The sequence below is a fragment of the Acidovorax sp. GW460-11-11-14-LB4 genome, from assembly GCF_059423685.1.
This window is the reverse complement of record NZ_JBWKYJ010000012.1, coordinates 37160-54189: the sequence shown is the minus strand read 5'-3', so window position 1 is coordinate 54189 and position 17030 is coordinate 37160. Positions and strand designations below refer to the sequence as shown.

The following is a 17030-nucleotide window of genomic DNA, read 5'->3' as shown; positions in this document are numbered from 1 at the left end:
GATGCAGCGGCTTGTGCAACTGGCGCTGGACCTGTTCGACCCGCCCGGGGCCCCTGCAGCAGGCCCCAGTCCTGTGGCTGCAGGTTTCAAGCCCAATCAGCCACAAGCTCTAGTCGATCAAGCGCCGGTAGCTCCTAAAACTATAGTGATCCGGCCTGCGGCGCCAGCGGTGCCGCTGCCTTCGCTGTTGTCGCCCGCCGAATTCCGCCACCCCCAGGCCAGCCGCGAGGTGTTGCTGGGAGATGCCGTCGTGGCCTATGCGCTGCAGCGCGCGCGCCGCCGCAGCATCGGCTTTACCGTGGGGGCCGATGGCCTGTCGGTGCGGGCCCCCAGCTGGGTGACGCTGGGCGCAGTGGATGCCGCGCTGCGCGAGAAGTCCGACTGGATCCTGCGCAAGCTGTCGGAGGCGCGCGAGCGCCAGCAACGCATGGAAGGCGGTCGTATCGTCTGGGCCCATGGCGCAGAGCTGCCCTATCTGGGTGAGCCGCTGAGGCTGGTGCTGGACCCGAGCCACGGCTTTGCGGGCAAAGGCGGAGCGCTGGTGGCGGCGGTGGAGCCGGGCGGCGCAGCCACGACGCCCAGCCTGCACATTGGCCTGCCGCACAGCGCCAGCCCCGCACAGGTCCGCGATGCCGTCCAGGCCTGGTTGATGCGCGACGCGCGCCGCCACTTCACCGAGCGGCTGGACCACTTTGCCCCGCTGCTGGGCGTGCGCTGGGCCAGCCTGCGCCTGTCGAGCGCCAATACCCGCTGGGGCAGCGCCAAGGCCGACGGCTCCATCCGCCTGAACTGGCGCCTGCTGCACTACCGCCCGGCCATCATCGACTACGTGGTGGCGCACGAACTGGCCCATCTGCGCGTGATGGACCACAGTCCCCGCTTCTGGGACACCGTGGCCACCGTGGTGCCGGACTACGCGCAGCTGCGCAGCCATCTTCGTGATGAACCCGCCCCTCTATGGTGAATCCCCCCTGAGTCGCCTTCGGCGCCTTCCCTCAAGGGGGACGACGCCCTCGCTGCGGGGCGGCCCTTGACTTGCGTCCCTCGCGCCGGTCGCGCCCAGTCCAAACGTTTTGCCTAGTGCCCAGAAAGGATCGAAACCATGACAAATACGCTCTCCACCGTTACTCCCGCCGAAGGCTATGCCGGTGACGTGACGCCCCAACAGGCCTGGCAATGGGTGCAGGCGGGGCAGGCCGTGCTGGTGGACGTGCGCAGCGACGCCGAACGCGAGTGGGTGGGCCACGTGCCCGGCGCCGCTGCGGTGGCCTGGAAGCAATGGCCGGGCATGGCGATGAATGCCGACTTCGATGCCCAGATGCGCGCTGCTGTGCCGGAGGGTGGACGGGCCGTGCTGCTGTGCCGCAGCGGTGTGCGCTCCATTGCCGCCGCGCGCCGCGCCACCGAGTTGGGTATCACCGCTTACAACATCCTCGAAGGGTTCGAGGGCGATGCGGATGCGCAAGGCCAGCGCGGCAAACGTGGTGGCTGGCGCTTTCATGGCCTGCCGTGGAAGCAGGGCTGATTCGCTATCAAAAAAAGAGCTGCCAGCGCTTTTTCTACTAGCGCTGGCAGCTCAGAGGGCTTGAATCTGCGAGAGATTACTTGGTCAGTGGCGGAATCCGCAGCTTCTGGCCGGGATAGATCTTGTCGGGGTGGCTCAGCATGGGCTTGTTGGCCTCGAAGATCACGGGGTACTTGTTGGCGTCGCCATAGAACTTCTTGGCAATGGCGCTCAGCGTGTCGCCGCGCACCACGTCGTGGTATTGGGCTTCGGGCTCGGGGTTGGTCACATCCATCAGGTTCTCGACGCTGGTCACGCTGGCCACGTTGCCGCAGCACAGGGTGACTTTTTCCTTGGCGGCCTGGGTGGGCGCGGTGCCCTTGACGGTGACCTTGCCTTGCGTGCCGTCGAATGCCACCTGTACGTTGCTGGCGCCCAGGTTCTGGGACGCGATGTAGGTCTCGATGGCCTTGGATGCCTTGGCGTTGAGTTCATCCTGCGTGGGGGCGGCTGCCGTGGCAGCCTGCGCTTCTTTGCCGCCAAACAGCTTTTCGCCGGCTTCCTTGATGAAACTGAAAAGACCCATGTCGTACCTCCTAATGTTGCAGAAACAGGGAGGACCACTGTAGCGGGTACGGGCGGCTGCATCGTGTCGGACAGGGGCGCGACACGATTTTTCACAATTTGGGGGTCGGGGAGAGGTGGTGCCGCCGTGGCTGTCGCCCTCGGGCAGGGGCGCATCGCAAAACTCGGGATAATCCGCCGCATGACTTTTCTGGCCATCGACGTCGGTAACACCCGTCTCAAATGGGCGTTGTACGACGCTCCCCGCCCCGGGGCTGCGCTCATTGCGCATGGCGCCGAGTTTCTCGACCACATCGACCGCCTGGCCGAAGGCAGCTGGGCCTCGCTGCCCCATCCGACACGCATGCTGGGCTGTGTGGTGGCGGGAGATGCCGTCAAACGCCGCGTACAGGAACAGATGGAAATCTGGGACGTCACCCCCTCGTGGGTGGTGTCATCGGCGCAAGAGGCGGGGTTGACCAACGGCTACGACCACCCCTCGCGCCTGGGCTCGGACCGGTGGGTGGCCATGATCGGCGCACGCCACCATGTGCTGGCAAGTGGCCCCGCACGGCCGCTGGTGGTGGTGATGGTGGGCACGGCCGTGACGGTGGAGTGCATCGACACCGAGGGCCGCTTCATGGGCGGCCTGATCCTGCCCGGCCACGGCATCATGCTGCGCGCGCTTGAATCCGGCACCGCCGGCCTGCACGTGCCTACGGGCGAAGTGCGCCCGTTCCCTACCAACACCAGCGATGCGCTGACCAGTGGAGGCACCTACGCCATCGCGGGGGCCGTGGAGCGCATGTACCAGCACCTGTTGCAGCACTGCGGCCAGGAGCCTGCCTGCATCATGACCGGCGGCGCCGGCTGGAAGATGGCGCCCAGCATGACGCGGCCGTTTGAACTGGTGGACAACCTGATTTTTGACGGACTTCTGGAGATTGCCGCGCAGCGGTTTGGGGGCTGAGGGCTTTTGAGCTCCGCATCCATAGCAGCGCGACACGGCAATCTACTGCAAACCTCTGTGTAAAACTGGCGCTGCGCAAGCCAGAGACACCGAGCAAGGGCCGTCCCGCAGCGAGGGTGTCGTCCCCCTTCCCGAATGGCGTAGCCAGTCGAGAGAAGGGGGAAGCGGCAAAGCCGCTCAGGGGGATGCCTCTTACTCTTCTTCCAGTTCCGCCCGTGCCATCTCCACATCCAGCCGCTCCATGGCATCCATGGGTTCCGCGGTGGCGGCCTTTTCGTAGAGCGCAGTGGCTTCCTTCATCTTCTTGTCGCCTTCCAGCATGACGAGGGCATTGGCGTACTCAATCATGGCGATGGCCGATCCCGGGTTGAGCTTGAGGGCCTCCTGGAACAGCTTGAGGCCCGTGTCCTTCTTGGCGCCATAGGTCATGCCGCCAATCAGCGAACCCACCTTGTCGATCACCTCCGCATGGAAGGCACCCAGCGCAATGCGCGCATCGGCGTGTTTGGGCGACAGGGCGATGGCCTTTTCCAGCGACTCCTTCACCTTGCCGCCCAGGCCCTGCGCCAGCGCCTTGGCCACGCTGATGCCCTGGCTGTAGCGGCCCAGCGCATACGCATGCCAGTACCAGGCGTTGGCGTTGTTCGGTTCTGCGGCCGCCTGGGCCTCGGCCCTTTCGGCCACCTGCATGAACAGGTCCAGCCGCGTCTTTTCCTTGGGCTCCAGGTAGTTGGCGTAGATGGAGGTGGCCTTGTTGGCCGCAGTAATGCCCGCGCCACCGGACGCCAGGCCTGCAGCCGCCGCTTTCTCAAAGTCGCCGTTGTGGAACAGCGCCCACGCTTCCAGCACGGCTGCGTCCTTGGGGCAGGGTTCGGCATCACCGCCATGCAGTCGTGCCCATTGCTTCTTGACGCTCGCAGCGTCGAACTGGTAGTCGCCGGCGTGGGGGAAGGGGGTCCATTTGGCCATGGTGTGTGTCTCCGGAAGTTCTTGTGGTTGGGTGTCTGTGGTGGGCCGTCTCTGTATCAGCCAGGCACTGCGGCGTAGGCGCCGACCAGCTCCAGCAGGTGGGCCCGCTGGCCGCTTTCGAGGTAGGGCATGAGCAGGTTCAGCACATGGTGGGCTCCGCGCAGCAGCGCGGCCTGGGCGCTTTCAGGCTCCAGCGCGCGGCGCGGGTCGCGCACGTATTCAAAACTGAGCCAGTAGGTGAGCACAACGACCATGCTGGTGGCGGTGGCCTCCAGCTCGCGCGCGTCGATGTGCAGCGCGTCTGCGCGTCCCATGCCATCGAGCATGGCGCGCACGGCGCGGGTCTTGTTCTTAAGGATGGCCTGGAAGTGCGTCTCCAGGCGCCGGTTCTTGGACAGCAGGTCGTTGAGATCGCGGTACAGAAAGCGGTACTGCCAGATCAGCTCGAACAGCGAGTGCATGAAGAACCAGGCGTCCTCCACATTGCGCACACCATCTGCTGCGGCCAGCAGCTCGGTGAGCGAGCCTTCGTAGCGATCAAACAGCGCGTTGATCAGCTCGTCCTTGGCGGGGTAGTGGTAGTAGAGATTGCCAGGGCTGATGCGCAACTCGGCCGAGATCAGGGTGGTGGAGACGTTGGGTTCACCGAACCGGTTGAACAGGTCCAGCGTCACTTCCAGAATGCGTTCTGCGGTGCGGCGTGGCGCTTTCTTCACCATGTGTGTGGGCCCCTTCGCGTCGTTTGGCGTCGTTGTTGCGTTGTCTCTGATGGCTACTCTAACCCACACGGTCATGCTGCAGTGCGACATGAACGCGGGGTGTGTATGCAGTACCTAGGCTGCTTGTAGCGCACTTCATGGGTTTCACCAAAAAAAGAAAAGCGGTCCAAACGCCTTGGCGCGTGGACCGCTTGGAGCGGGCTGGGTGCTTGCCGGTGGCAAGCCGTGATCAGCTGGCCGATGGCGTGCTGGTGGCTGCGTCGGCAGCGGCACGTGTCGCGGTCTTCTTTGCAGCCGCCTTCTTGGTGGGGGCCTTGGTAGCGGGCTTGGCAGCTGCCTTTGCAGGAGCCGCCTTCTTTGCCACTGCCTTCTTGGCGGGAGCCTTGGCTGCGGGTTTGGCGGCTGGCTTGGCAGCAGCTTTGGCGGGTGCAGCCTTGCTGCCCTTGGCCAGGGCGTCCACACGGGCGCTCAGGGCTTCCAGGTCGCGGGCCGAGGGCACGCCCAGCTTGGCGAGGGCCTTGGCCACGCGGTCTTCAAAGATGTTTTCGAGCTTGTCCCACTGGCCCTGGGCCTTGGAGCCGATGTCGCTGGCCATGGTGGTCACGCGGCTGGTAGCTTCGGTGATCTTTTCTTCGGCCACGGCCTGGGTCTTGCGCTGGATGGTCAGGCCTTCCTTGACCAGGGCTTCAAACACCTTGCCACCTTCTTCCTGCGCCTTGGAGAAGGCACCCAGACCGGCCAGCCAGATCTGCTGGGCGGAGTCCTTGACGGTGCTGGACAGTTGGGCGTTGCTCTTCTTCTTGTCAGCGCTGAGTTTCTGCAGTTTCTTGACCATAAGGCCTCCATGGTGCGGTTGGTTGGGGTTGCCGGGGCGATTTTGCCTTCGACGCATGGCCGCACTGTACGCCGCACGGTGCGCAAGGTGTAGGCGCGCGCTCCTAAAAATGTAGAGCGTGCCATCTAGCCCAGCCTGCCGGCTGGGCACCTAGCATCGGCGCGGGTTTCTGCTGAATCGGGGTGTGCAGGCCTTGGGCAAGAATGAAGCTATCTCAGAGGAGTTATCCATGCAGTATTTCGTGACGGGGGCAACGGGGTTCATTGGCAAGCGGCTGGTCAAGAAGCTGCTGGAGCGCAAGGGGGCGGTGGTGCATTTCCTGATCCGCAAGGAAAGTGCGGACAAGGTGGCCGACCTGCGCAGCTTCTGGGGTGTCGGGCCCACGCGTGCGATCCCTGTGTTTGGCGATCTCACCGCGAAGAAGCTGGGCGTGGCGGCAGACGACGTGAAGAAGCTCAAAGGCCAGATCGACCATTTCTACCACCTGGCGGCGGTGTACGACCTCTCTGCTGACGAAGAAACCCAGGTGGCCGTGAACATCGAGGGAACGCGCAACACGGTGGACCTGGCCAAGGCGATTGATGCCGGGCATTTCCACCATGTCTCCTCCATCGCGGCTGCCGGGCTGTACGAAGGCGTGTTCCGCGAAGACATGTTCGAGGAAGCCGAGGGCCTGGACCACCCGTACTTCCAGACCAAACACGAGAGCGAAAAGATCGTGCGCCAGGACTGCAAGGTGCCCTGGACGGTGTACCGCCCGGCCATGGTGGTGGGCGACAGCCAGACCGGCGAGATGGACAAGATCGACGGCCCCTACTACTTCTTCAAGCTCATCCAGCGCCTGCGCCAGTTGCTGCCGCCCTGGATGCCCACCGTTGGCTTGGAAGGGGGGCGCGTGAACATCGTGCCGGTGGACTTCGTGGTCAATGCCCTCAACGTCATCAGCCACCAGAAGGACATCACCAAGAAGTGCTACCACCTGGTGGACCCAGTGGGCTACCGCGTGGGCGATGTGCTCGACATCTTCAGCCGCGCAGCCCATGCGCCGCGCATGAACCTGTTCGTCAACGCCGCGCTGCTGGGCTTCATTCCCAAGAGCGTGAAGAAGAGCCTGATGGCACTGGCGCCCGTGCGCCGGGTGCGCAACGCGGTGATGAAGGACCTGGGCCTGCCCGAGGACATGCTCACCTTCGTGAACTACCCCACGCGCTTTGATTGCCGCGAAACGTTGGCCGCGCTCAAGGGCTCCGGCGTCACCTGCCCCAATCTGAAGGACTACGCCTGGCGGCTGTGGGACTACTGGGAGCGCAACCTGGACCCCGAGCTGTTCATTGACCGCACGCTCAAGGGCACGGTGGCTGGCAAGGTGGTGCTGATCACCGGCGGATCGTCCGGCATTGGGCTGGCGGCAGCGCACAAGTTTGCTGAGGCGGGTGCGACCACCATCATCTGCGGGCGTGACCAGGACAAGCTCGACGAGGCGTGCTCGGAGGCCAAGGCCAAGGGCTACCAATTCATCGCTTACTCGGCGGACATTGCCGACATGACCGACTGCGACCGTTTTGTGCAGTTGCTCATCGACAACCACGGCGGTGTGGACTTCCTCATCAACAACGCGGGCCGCTCCATCCGCCGCGCCATCGAGTCGAGCTACGACCGCTTCCACGACTACGAGCGCACCATGCAGCTCAACTATTTCGGCTGCCTGCGCGTGACCATGGGCTTTCTGCCCGGCATGGTGGCTAAGCGCAAGGGCCATGTGGTCAACATCAGCTCCATCGGCGTGCTGACCAATGCGCCCCGCTTTTCGGCCTATGTGGCCAGCAAGGCAGCACTGGATGCCTGGACGCGTTGTGCCTCCAGCGAGTTCGCGGACCAGGGCATCACCTTCACCACCATCAACATGCCCCTGGTGCGCACGCCCATGATCGCGCCCACCAAGATCTACAACAACGTACCTACGCTGAGTCCTGAAGAGGCCGCAGACATGATCGCCCAAGCCTGCATCTTCAAGCCGGTGCGCATCGCCACGCGCCTGGGCATCACTGGCCAACTGCTGCACGCGCTGGTGCCGCGCGTGGCGCAGATCACCATGAACACGAGCTTCCGGATGTTCCCGGATTCCACCGCCGCCAAGGGCGCCAAGGATGCTAAGCCTCAGTTGTCCGCCGAGGCGGTAGCGCTGCAGCAAATGATGCGTGGCATCCACTTCTGAAGCTGCGCCGCCTTCCTCCAAGGGGCCCGTGTAGAAATCTGTTACCCAGAGGTCAGGCGGGCAGGGATAATCACAGGCTTTGCCCAACGGGCATCACACACAGCCTCCCTATGATTCTGGTAACTGGCGGCGCGGGTTTCATCGGCGCCAACTTTGTCCTTGACTGGCTCGCTGCCTCCAGTGAGCCTGTTGTTAACCTCGACAAGCTCACTTATGCGGGCAATCTGCACAATTTGGAAAGTGTGCAAGGTGATGCGCGCCATATCTTTGTGCAAGGGGACATTGGTGACTCTGCATTGGTCGCCCGACTGATGGCTGAGAACAAGCCGCGCGCGGTGGTGAACTTCGCCGCCGAATCCCATGTGGACCGTTCCATCCACGGCCCCGAGGATTTCATCCAGACCAACATCGTCGGCTCATTCCGACTGCTCGAAGCCGTGCGCGCTTACTGGACTGCGCTACCCGAGGGCGAACGTGCCGCCTTCCGGTTGCTGCACGTATCCACCGACGAGGTGTACGGCTCGCTCGCACCCACTGACCCGGCCTTCACCGAGACACGTGGCTTCGAGCCCAACAGTCCCTACAGCGCCAGCAAAGCCGCAAGCGACCATCTGGTGCGCGCATGGCACCACACCTACGGCCTGCCGGTCCTCACCACTAACTGCAGCAACAACTACGGGCCGTACCACTTCCCTGAGAAGCTGATCCCGCTAATGATCGTCAACGCGCTGGCCGGCAAGAACCTGCCGGTGTATGGCGACGGCATGCAGGTGCGCGACTGGCTCTATGTGAAAGACCACTGCAGCGCTATCCGCCGCGTGCTGGAAGCCGGTACGCCCGGCGAGACCTATAACGTGGGCGGCTGGAACGAGAAGCCCAACATCGAGATCGTGAACATGGTGTGTGCGCTGCTCGACGAGCTGCGCCCCCGCGCTGACGGCCAGAGCTACCGCACCCAGATCACCTACGTGAAGGACCGTCCTGGTCATGACCGCCGCTATGCCATCGATGCGCGCAAGATCGAGCGGGATCTGGGCTGGAAGCCCGCCGAGACCTTCGATACCGGCATTCGCAAGACTGTGCAGTGGTATCTGGACCATGCTGACTGGGTGGCCAGCGTGCAGACGGGGGCTTACCGCGCCTGGGTGCAGACCCAGTATGCGCAGGAGGCCGCCACTGCAGTCGTCACGGACGTTGCTGCATGAACATTTTGCTTTTTGGCAAGGGCGGTCAGGTCGGCTGGGAGCTGCAGCGCAGCCTGTCGGTGCTGGGCGCGATCACGGCGCTGGACCACGACAGCACGGAACACTGTGGCGACTTTGCCAACACTGCGGGTGTGGCTGAGACGGTGCGCACCCTGCGCCCCGACGTCATTGTCAATGCCGCAGCCCACACTGCCGTGGACAGGGCCGAGAGCGAGGCCGATTTCGCTCGCACGCTGAATGCCACCACTCCCGGCGCCATCGCGCTGGAGGCGGCGAAGCTCGGCGCATGGCTGGTGCACTACAGCACCGACTACGTCTTTGACGGCAGCGGCAGCCGCCCCTGGGTCGAGACCGACACGCCTGCTCCCTTGAGCGTGTACGGCCGCACCAAGCTCGAGGGCGAGCAGCTCATCGTGCAGGCGTGCCCCAAGCACCTCATTCTGCGCACCAGCTGGGTCTATGCGGCGCGCGGCGGCAACTTCGCCAAGACCATGCTGCGCCTGGCGCAGGAGCGCGATCGCCTGACCGTGATCGACGACCAGTGGGGCGCGCCCACGGGGGCGGACCTGCTGGCCGACGTGACGGCGCATGCGCTGCGTCACCTGCAGCAACGCCCGCAGGACGCAGGCCTGTACCACTGTGTCGCAGCCGGTGAAACAAACTGGAACGAGTACGCAAAATTCGTGATTGCGAAGGCGCAGCAAGCGCAGCCTGCTATCAAAATAGAAGCAAATGAAGTTGCGCCCGTCCCGACGAGCGCATTCCCCACTCCTGCCGTGCGCCCGCACAACTCGCGCCTTCATACCGGCAAGCTGCAGACCACCTTCGGCCTGCAGATGCCGCACTGGCAAGCGGGCGTGGCGCGCATGCTGGCTGAAGTTCTCTGATCGGTACTATCTACATGACGCGACGCAAAGGCATCATCCTGGCTGGAGGCTCCGGCACTCGGCTGCATCCGGCCACCCTGGCTATCAGCAAGCAGCTCCTGCCGGTGTACGACAAGCCGATGATCTACTACCCCCTGAGCACGCTCATGCTCGCGGGCATTCGGGACATCCTCATCATCAGTACACCGCAAGACACGCCCCGTTTTGAGCAACTGTTGGGTGACGGCAGCCAGTGGGGATTGAACTTGCAGTACGCAGTGCAGCCAAGTCCAGACGGCCTGGCGCAGGCTTTCCTGATCGGCGAAGCCTTTTTGAGTGGAGCTCCTAGTGCGCTGGTGCTCGGTGACAACATCTTCTACGGGCACGACTTCCACGAGCTGCTGAACAACGCCCGGCAGCGAGAAGTGGGGGCCAGTGTTTTTGCCTACCATGTGCAGGACCCTGAGCGCTATGGCGTGGCTGAGTTCGATTCCCGGGGCAAAGTGCTTTCTCTGGAGGAAAAACCAGCACAACCCAAGAGCAGCTATGCGGTCACAGGCCTGTACTTTTACGACGACCAGGTGGTTGAGATGGCCAAGAAACTTCAGCCCTCGCCGCGTGGAGAGCTGGAGATCACTGATTTGAACCGTCTGTATCTGGAGCAAGGGCAGTTGAGCGTAGAGATCATGGGGCGGGGTTATGCGTGGCTCGATACAGGTACGCATGAAAGTCTCCTGGAGGCGGGCCAGTTCATCGCCACGCTGGAACACCGCCAGGGGCTGAAGATTGCGTGCCCCGAAGAAATCGCCTGGCGTTCACAATGGATTGATAGTGCGCAGTTAGAGCGGCTATCTCAGCCGCTGGTCAAAAGTGGGTATGGTCAGTACTTGATGCGCCTGCTCAAAGACAAGATTTATTGATAGGCGCTGTTCATGCAAGCTACACGGTTGGCTATTCCTGATGTTGTACTGATAGAGCCCCAGGTATTTGGAGACGCGAGGGGGTTCTTCTATGAGAGCTTCAATCAACGGGTTTTCAACGAGGCGACAGGTACATCCCACCAGTTCGTCCAAGACAACCACAGCCGCAGCGCCCAAGGGGTGCTGCGGGGGTTGCACTACCAGATCCAGCAGCCTCAAGGGAAGTTGGTCCGTGTAGTCAGCGGTTCGGTCTTTGATGTGGCTGTTGATATCCGCCGCAGTTCACCCACCTTCGGTCAATGGGTGGGAGCTGAACTCAGTGCGGACAATCATCATCAGCTGTGGGTCCCTCCAGGATTTGCACACGGTTTTGTCGTGCTCAGCGAAACGGCCGAATTTCTGTACAAGACCACGGACTACTATGCGCCTGCACACGAGAGGTGCATAGCCTGGAACGATCCAGTTCTGGCCATCGATTGGCGGTTGACCGCAGAGCCGCGCCTGTCCGTCAAAGACGCTCAAGGGGTCAAGCTGTCTCATGCCGAGGTATTCCCCTGACGCTGGGTACCAAATCTCTATTGGCGCGGTGGATTGGTAGTACCTTGGCTCAGTGCTTGCCGCATTGACTCGTAGAGTGCGTCAGATCCGAACTGGGGGTTGTCTGGGTCGAACGAAAAGATGTTGTGGCCTCGTGCCACAAGCTTGCCCTCCCAGCGGGGCTCCATGAAAAAAGACAAGAATTCAGCCCCCCTGGCAGCATGCTGGTCCAGTGTGCGCTGAAGCATCGGCGTATTCATGGCCTTGAGTGGGTGAAATTCTGTGACTGCGTAACCCCGGTGTCCCGTGGCCTTGTACCACTGTCCAAACGCCTGCCCGTAACTCGCATCTCCGTACAGGCTTACCCCGAGGCGTATTCCTTGTTGCTCGCGCAGCGACGCATCAATGGCGAACTTGTGAGCATCCCAACTAGGATTCGCGAAAGGAACGATCTGGTGTGTGTAGTGAGGTACGTTACTAAGACATGACTCACGAACTACATCGTTAAAGAACCGAAGGTAGTCCACCACCTGCTGTCCTCTGAACTGGTGCCACAACGGTACCAAGGGGTTGTAGTAGTAAGAGGATTCATCAACAGGCATGTCGATGCTCGCAGGGGGTGACGGTATGGCGGTCGTACTGGGTGGAAGTGGTTGTTGAGGTAGCTGCTTGGGAGGTGTTTGCGCCCTGTCCATGATGGCAATGCGCCGCGTGCCGAGAGGTGTGAGGCGTCCCGGGGTCTCTTCCAGGAATACGTCGATGCGATGTATGCCGGCAGGCAGGCGTCGGAAATCCATGTCCAGTCGCCAGCCGGTGTCGGCGTTGCCAAACTCTGGCTTTGCTTTCAGTACATCCTGTCGCCCCTTGTCCACCGGCGTTTTGCCCACGAACACGCCGTTGCGAAACACATGCACCCAAGCCGGTCCCGATCCTTCGGTGCGCGAGACATAGGCCCATCCGGAAATGGGCAGGGTTCCTTGCGCAAAAGAATCGATGTGCTCGGTGTATCGCTGCAGTGGTTCAACGCGAATGTCTTTGGAAGGAGGTATTACTTCGTCAAAAGAGGCGTAATCGGCCCCCACCGCTCGGTTGAGCTTTCCAACGCTTTGAAACTCGTCGCGCAGGAATGTACGAAATGCAGCAATGGATTGCGGGCTGTAATCGGTAACGCGGTAGGGGGGGGTGAATCCCATGCCACTTTCAAAATCAGGAAACAGGTGATGCAGTTCGCCTAGAAGAGTGACTCCACGAATTTTGGCGATGTCGTGTGCGGGTAATCGACACACCGCATCCAACATTGCGCGTGCAGCTTGAACGCGGCGCTTGGTCAGCTCCGTGTGAGGGGTTGCAAAAGTCCAGTTATGGATAGGCGCACCGTAGTAACTGCTTTGTACGAGGGGGCCGTCACGTGTTTGCGCAAGGTTGCCAGCATCCTGGGCCAGCGCCTTTTCCAGTGAGGCGTTTGTAGAGAAGTGTGTCGAAAACAGGTACAGGATCAAAGGCCGGTCGGTATCACGGATCGTTCGCACCAAGCGATCAACCATGGGGCTATCAATTTCCCAACCGCCATGGATGTCCTTGCGAAACAGTTGTAGCAAAGGTACTGGCAGTGTGTAACCCAGTGGATACGCGTTCTGTGCGCTGGACGAGGGGCGCAGCGTGGAAAGCGTTGATTCCACCAATGCCGCTGCTGAGCCTCGTGGGCCCATGCAACTGCGTGCTAGATCCCCCGTGTGGGGCTCCTGGGTGGTGTCTGTAGGCGCAGCAATGCACGTATCGATGGCGCCAATCATGGGTGCGAGCAGCATTGGCGCTTTGCTGTGCAAGTTGTTTTTCGTGTGGTTGTACAGCAGGTGTACTCCTGCAGCGCCTGCAACGAGCACGCAGCACGCAGCGAGGATGGTGGAAAGCGCCGTCGTGCGACTGGCTGGATTAAAAGGACTCATATTTGCATGCCTGGATCGGATTACCAAGTGCCGACGAATGTAAAGCACTGGCACTTGTGCACTTCTTAACTGATTGCGCAACGGTCGGGCGAAAGTGGGCTTTGCGTCAGTGTTTCATGGTGCAAAGCTATCTAATTTGTAGCGCTTGCGCCGGATCTGTGCTTCCACTGCCCATCCTGGCTCGGGAACGCATTCTGCAGGGGTGGGTGCTGGACTTGGCCGCAGCTACACTCCTGCCAACGCCTCTGTCGGATGGGGGCTCTTGCACGCCCATCGTTTTGGCCTCATGTCGGGGGGCTATATCAACATTTTTCATGACGACAAATACACTTTTGGTCGAGCCGGCCGGCGAGGTCATCGACTCGCGCCCCCGGATTGGCGAACTTCTCGTTCAGGCCGGGAAACTCTCGTCGCGTGACCTGGAGCGCGCGCTATCTGCCCAGCAGGAAATGGGCGGCATGCTCGGACGTGTGCTGGTTAGGCTGGGACTGGTTTCCGATGGTGATGTGGCCGGCGTCTTGTCCGTGCAGCTGGGTGTTTCATTGGTGCAGGCGGAAGGTTTTCCTGACCTCATGCCGGAGGTTGAAGGGTTGCTGCCTGAGTTTCTTCAGGCCCATGCCATTTATCCGCTGCGCCTGGAGGATGGTGTCTTGCACGTCGCCATGTCTGTGCCGCAAGACGCGTTTGTGGTCAAGGCGCTCCACCTTGCTACAGGCCTTGCGATTCGGCCTCACCTCGCTCTCGAAAGCGATATTGAAAGAGCGCTTGTCGAACCGGTTGAAGAACCCGAGGATGCTGACGACGGCTTTGGCGACGGACTGGATGGTGGTGACTTTGTCGAGCATCTCAAGGATCTCGCCAGCGAGGCCCCTGTCATCCGCTTGGTCAATACCATTATCGGTCGCGTGATTGACTTGCGTGCCTCTGATATTCACTTGGAGCCATTCGATGATGGTTTGCATGTTCGCTATCGCGTTGACGGTGTGATCCACCCCGGTGAACTGGTACCCCCACGCCTGTCTGCAGCTGTCAATTCGCGCGTTAAACTCCTGGCGCACCTCGACATTGCCGAGCGCCGTTTGCCGCAGGATGGCCGTATCAAGACACGTGTGAAGGGCCGTGAACTGGATTTGCGCGTGTCTACCGTCCCGACGGTTCACGGCGAAAGTGTGGTTATGCGGGTCCTTGACCGGGCCAGTGTGCGGCTGGAACTCGAAAAGATGGGTTTCGAGAAAGACACGTTGGTGCGCTTCAACCATTTGCTGGCTCGCCCACACGGCATTTTGCTGGTCACTGGCCCTACCGGCTCAGGCAAGACCACCACCCTGTATGCAGCCTTGGCCAAAATTGACGCCAGTGAGCAGAAAATCATTACCGTCGAAGATCCGGTGGAGTACCAGCTCGAAGGCATCAACCAGATCCAGGTCCACTCGCAGATCAATTTGACATTTGCAAATGCGCTGCGCTCCATACTCCGTCAGGATCCGGACATCATCATGATCGGTGAAATGCGTGACGGGGAAACAGCGCAAATTGCCGTGCAGTCCGCCCTGACGGGCCATTTGGTGCTGTCCACGCTGCACACCAACACCGCCGCTGGTGCGGTGATTCGTATGCAAGATATGGGTGTAGAGCCCTATTTAATCACCTCCGCTGTCAACGGTGTTTTGGCCCAGCGCCTGGTCCGCACACTTTGCGAGCATTGCAAAGAGGCGTACGAGCCGGGCGCTGAGGTGCGCGAGAGTACCGGGTTGTCGCGCTTTTGCGCCCCTGGAAAACTTGTGTACAGGGCGGTTGGCTGTGAGCAGTGTCGTCAATCGGGCTACCGGGGGCGCACGGGCATTCATGAGCTGCTCCTGATCGATGAACCCATGCGTCGAGCCATCATCGAAGGGCGTGATGCCAATGTACTTAACTCGATTGCAGCCCAAAGTGGCATGCTCAGCCTGTATGAGGATGGCCTGCGAAAGGTTGCTGCAGGCTACACCACACTCGATGAGTTGGCTCGGGTGACGCAGGACCAGTCTGATGCCTGAGTTCGCATGGCGAGCCGCCAACAGTGCGGGCAAAGTCGAAGAAGGGCGCCTGACCGCGTCCACTCCTGCCCAGGTGCTCAAGCAATTGCGCGATCAAGGCATGACGCCACTGCATATCGGTGATGCCAGTGCAGCGGCGTCTCTGTCTGATGCCTCCGGTCAGGCCCATTCCTATGGAGGCTTTGCGCGCCCCAAGGGACGCCAGGCCAGGGGGCCTGTTACTTCGCCAGATGTTTTGGCTCTTACATCTGAATTGGCCATCATGCTGCGCGCGGGATTGGCGCTCGACAACGCTTTGCGAGTGCTCATCGACATGAGCCACAAGCCGAGTGTCGCCACTCTGGTGCAGGGCATTCTTGACGCAGTCAAAGGCGGTACGCCGCTCAGTCGTGCATTGGCGGCCCACAGAGACCTGTTTGGCGATTTTTATATCAACATGATCCGGTCTGGCGAAGCCAGTGGCCAGATGTCTGCAGTGCTCGATCGCCTGGTTGAGCATATGGAACGTCAGCGCGCATTGAGGGAGAGTGTTATTTCGGCGACTATTTATCCAGCCATCCTGCTGGGAGTGGCTGTACTGTCGCTGATCGCCATGCTTGGTTTCGTGGTACCGCAGTTTGAGAAGTTGTTCACTGATATGGGCGATGCGCTGCCGGTGCCTACGCGTCTCGTGATGGGGTTGGGGCATGCGTTTACCCAGTATGGTCTGGTGATGGGACTCGTGTTTGCGGGTGTGGGGGTAGTGGCACTACGCTGGCTCAAGTCACCTGCAGGTCGCCGTTGGTGGCAAACGTTGGTTTTGCGCTTGCCACTCATGGGGCCCCTTGCACTCAAATACCAACTGACTCTGTTCTCTCGTTCCCTTGGGACGCTGCTCGGTAACGGCGTACCAATGCTAACGGCGCTTCACATCGCCACAGAAACCGTGGGCAACACTGTGCTTCAGCAAGCGCTTGGGCGAGTGGCGCCTATCGTCAAAGAGGGGGGGAAAGTCGTGCAGGCCATCACGGCCACTGGCATTTTTGCGCCGTTGGCCATCAACCTCATTCGTGTAGGTGAGGAGACGGGGCGCATTGGACCCATGATGCTGGAACTGTCGAATATATTGAACCGGGAGGTCGAAACTGGCATCAAACGCCTGTTGACGCTCGTCGAGCCAGTGCTCATTCTGGTGCTTGGCGTGCTGATCGCGGCCATTATTGTTTCCATCTTGCTCGGAATTCTGTCCATCAATGACCTCGCCATATAATTTTTGTTTGTCCAAGGATTCCTCTCTCATGGTGAGTACAAGTGTTGGCCGCGCTCGCGGCACCGTGTTTGCGGCCCGGCGTTCGCGAGGCTTCACGCTGATTGAGTTGCTGGTGGTGCTGGCAATCCTGACGCTGCTGGCAGGCTTGGTGGGGCCCCGTGTTCTAGGTCAACTGGGTGGGGCCAAGTCCAAGACAGCAGGCGTGCAGATCGCCGATCTGGACAAATCGCTGGAGCTTTTCAAGCTCGATGTGGGGCGCTATCCAACCACTGAAGAAGGCTTGGATGCTCTGGTCAAGCGTCCTGGCTCTGTCAATGGTTGGTCCGGCCCTTACCTCAAGGGGGGGGTTCCCTCCGATCCTTGGGGGCGTCCTTACAAATACGCAAATCCTGGCCCGAATGGCGGCATAGAAATTCTCTCGTTGGGGGCCGATGGGGCATCCGGCGGTGAGGGTGAGAACGCCGACATTCGCAACACGCCCTGAGTGCATCTTCC

The 17030-nt window shown here is 61.2% G+C and carries 16 protein-coding genes; 11 read left to right on the top strand and 5 right to left on the bottom strand.

Going from position 1 to position 17030, the window contains the following annotated elements:
* Window position 1 precedes the first annotated feature (1 nt).
* On the top strand, window positions 2-964 hold the full coding sequence (locus tag AC07X4_RS07205; RefSeq protein WP_494739666.1) for a M48 family metallopeptidase: 963 nt from the start codon (window positions 2-4) through the stop codon (window positions 962-964).
* A gap of 138 nt (window positions 965-1102) precedes the next feature.
* Window positions 1103-1525, top strand: coding sequence for a rhodanese-like domain-containing protein (locus AC07X4_RS07200; protein ID WP_444823946.1), 423 nt, complete (start codon window positions 1103-1105; stop codon window positions 1523-1525).
* 76 nt (window positions 1526-1601) lie between these two features.
* Here the strand turns inward: AC07X4_RS07200 and lysM are convergent, their stop codons facing one another.
* Window positions 1602-2090 carry a peptidoglycan-binding protein LysM gene (lysM, locus tag AC07X4_RS07195; protein ID WP_494739665.1) on the bottom strand — a complete coding sequence of 163 codons (489 nt, stop codon included), beginning with the start codon at window positions 2088-2090 and terminating at the stop codon, window positions 1602-1604.
* A 180-nt stretch (window positions 2091-2270) separates the two neighbouring features.
* On the opposite strand from lysM, the gene AC07X4_RS07190 reads away from it, so the two are divergent.
* A complete protein-coding gene (locus AC07X4_RS07190; RefSeq protein ID WP_056059481.1) occupies window positions 2271-3038 on the top strand; it encodes a type III pantothenate kinase in 768 nt (255 codons plus the stop codon).
* Window positions 3039-3230: 192 nt separating this feature from the next.
* On the opposite strand, the gene AC07X4_RS07185 is transcribed toward AC07X4_RS07190, so the two are convergent.
* From AC07X4_RS07185 to AC07X4_RS07175, 3 genes are all read right to left on the bottom strand, one after another.
* Window positions 3231-4007: a tetratricopeptide repeat protein gene (locus AC07X4_RS07185; protein ID WP_494739664.1), complete on the bottom strand. Its 777-nt coding sequence runs from the start codon at window positions 4005-4007 to the stop codon at window positions 3231-3233.
* 56 nt (window positions 4008-4063) lie between these two features.
* Window positions 4064-4726: a TetR/AcrR family transcriptional regulator gene (locus AC07X4_RS07180; protein ID WP_494739663.1), complete on the bottom strand. Its 663-nt coding sequence runs from the start codon at window positions 4724-4726 to the stop codon at window positions 4064-4066.
* A gap of 229 nt (window positions 4727-4955) precedes the next feature.
* Complete coding sequence (locus AC07X4_RS07175) at window positions 4956-5561, bottom strand: phasin family protein (protein WP_494739662.1); 606 nt, start codon at window positions 5559-5561, stop codon at window positions 4956-4958.
* Between the two features lie 229 nt (window positions 5562-5790).
* Between AC07X4_RS07175 and AC07X4_RS07170 the strand changes: the two genes are divergently transcribed.
* The 5 genes from AC07X4_RS07170 to rfbC all read left to right on the top strand — a co-directional run bounded on the left by AC07X4_RS07170 (window position 5791) and on the right by rfbC (window position 11325).
* A complete protein-coding gene (locus AC07X4_RS07170) occupies window positions 5791-7776 on the top strand; it encodes an SDR family oxidoreductase (protein WP_494739661.1) in 1986 nt (661 codons plus the stop codon).
* Window positions 7777-7886: 110 nt separating this feature from the next.
* Entirely contained in the window at window positions 7887-8981 is a 1095-nt protein-coding gene (gene rfbB / locus AC07X4_RS07165) for a dTDP-glucose 4,6-dehydratase (protein WP_494739660.1), read from the top strand.
* The gene (gene rfbD, locus AC07X4_RS07160) at window positions 8978-9868 is read left to right on the top strand and encodes a dTDP-4-dehydrorhamnose reductase (RefSeq protein WP_494739659.1); all 891 of its coding nucleotides are present in this window, start codon (window positions 8978-8980) and stop codon (window positions 9866-9868) included. The genes rfbB and rfbD overlap by 4 nt, the downstream gene beginning before the upstream one ends.
* Before the next feature lie 14 nt (window positions 9869-9882).
* Complete coding sequence (rfbA, locus tag AC07X4_RS07155; RefSeq protein WP_108497317.1) at window positions 9883-10767, top strand: glucose-1-phosphate thymidylyltransferase RfbA; 885 nt, start codon at window positions 9883-9885, stop codon at window positions 10765-10767.
* Between the two features lie 12 nt (window positions 10768-10779).
* The gene (gene rfbC, locus AC07X4_RS07150) at window positions 10780-11325 is read left to right on the top strand and encodes a dTDP-4-dehydrorhamnose 3,5-epimerase (protein WP_494739658.1); all 546 of its coding nucleotides are present in this window, start codon (window positions 10780-10782) and stop codon (window positions 11323-11325) included.
* 17 nt (window positions 11326-11342) lie between these two features.
* Here the strand turns inward: rfbC and AC07X4_RS07145 are convergent, their stop codons facing one another.
* Window positions 11343-13250 (bottom strand): hypothetical protein, encoded by a 1908-nt coding sequence (locus AC07X4_RS07145; protein ID WP_494739657.1) that lies wholly within the window; start codon window positions 13248-13250, stop codon window positions 11343-11345.
* 314 nt (window positions 13251-13564) lie between these two features.
* Here AC07X4_RS07145 and gspE point away from each other — a divergent pair, with 314 nt between their 5' ends.
* The 3 genes from gspE to gspG are packed head-to-tail and all read left to right on the top strand — an operon-like array spanning window position 13565 to window position 17019.
* Window positions 13565-15286, top strand: coding sequence for a type II secretion system ATPase GspE (gene gspE, locus AC07X4_RS07140; RefSeq protein ID WP_494739656.1), 1722 nt, complete (start codon window positions 13565-13567; stop codon window positions 15284-15286).
* Window positions 15279-16535 (top strand): type II secretion system F family protein, encoded by a 1257-nt coding sequence (locus AC07X4_RS07135; RefSeq protein ID WP_056059459.1) that lies wholly within the window; start codon window positions 15279-15281, stop codon window positions 16533-16535. Before gspE ends, AC07X4_RS07135 begins: the two co-directional genes overlap by 8 nt.
* Window positions 16536-16563: 28 nt before the next feature.
* The gene (gene gspG, locus AC07X4_RS07130; RefSeq protein WP_056059457.1) at window positions 16564-17019 is read left to right on the top strand and encodes a type II secretion system major pseudopilin GspG; all 456 of its coding nucleotides are present in this window, start codon (window positions 16564-16566) and stop codon (window positions 17017-17019) included.
* Window positions 17020-17030 lie beyond the last annotated feature (11 nt).

Bases quoted from the DNA above. Each gene is read 5' to 3' on its own strand.
- AC07X4_RS07205 (WP_494739666.1), top strand. From the start codon at position 2: ATGCAGCGGCTTGTGCAACTGGCGCTGGACCTGTTCGACCCGCCCGGG.
- AC07X4_RS07200 (WP_444823946.1), top strand. From the start codon at position 1,103: ATGACAAATACGCTCTCCACCGTTACTCCCGCCGAAGGCTATGCCGGT.
- lysM (WP_494739665.1), bottom strand. From the start codon at position 2,090: ATGGGTCTTTTCAGTTTCATCAAGGAAGCCGGCGAAAAGCTGTTTGGC.
- AC07X4_RS07190 (WP_056059481.1), top strand. From the start codon at position 2,271: ATGACTTTTCTGGCCATCGACGTCGGTAACACCCGTCTCAAATGGGCG.
- AC07X4_RS07185 (WP_494739664.1), bottom strand. From the start codon at position 4,007: ATGGCCAAATGGACCCCCTTCCCCCACGCCGGCGACTACCAGTTCGAC.
- AC07X4_RS07180 (WP_494739663.1), bottom strand. From the start codon at position 4,726: ATGGTGAAGAAAGCGCCACGCCGCACCGCAGAACGCATTCTGGAAGTG.
- AC07X4_RS07175 (WP_494739662.1), bottom strand. From the start codon at position 5,561: ATGGTCAAGAAACTGCAGAAACTCAGCGCTGACAAGAAGAAGAGCAAC.
- AC07X4_RS07170 (WP_494739661.1), top strand. From the start codon at position 5,791: ATGCAGTATTTCGTGACGGGGGCAACGGGGTTCATTGGCAAGCGGCTG.
- rfbB (WP_494739660.1), top strand. From the start codon at position 7,887: ATGATTCTGGTAACTGGCGGCGCGGGTTTCATCGGCGCCAACTTTGTC.
- rfbD (WP_494739659.1), top strand. From the start codon at position 8,978: ATGAACATTTTGCTTTTTGGCAAGGGCGGTCAGGTCGGCTGGGAGCTG.
- rfbA (WP_108497317.1), top strand. From the start codon at position 9,883: ATGACGCGACGCAAAGGCATCATCCTGGCTGGAGGCTCCGGCACTCGG.
- rfbC (WP_494739658.1), top strand. From the start codon at position 10,780: ATGCAAGCTACACGGTTGGCTATTCCTGATGTTGTACTGATAGAGCCC.
- AC07X4_RS07145 (WP_494739657.1), bottom strand. From the start codon at position 13,250: ATGAGTCCTTTTAATCCAGCCAGTCGCACGACGGCGCTTTCCACCATC.
- gspE (WP_494739656.1), top strand. From the start codon at position 13,565: ATGACGACAAATACACTTTTGGTCGAGCCGGCCGGCGAGGTCATCGAC.
- AC07X4_RS07135 (WP_056059459.1), top strand. From the start codon at position 15,279: ATGCCTGAGTTCGCATGGCGAGCCGCCAACAGTGCGGGCAAAGTCGAA.
- gspG (WP_056059457.1), top strand. From the start codon at position 16,564: ATGGTGAGTACAAGTGTTGGCCGCGCTCGCGGCACCGTGTTTGCGGCC.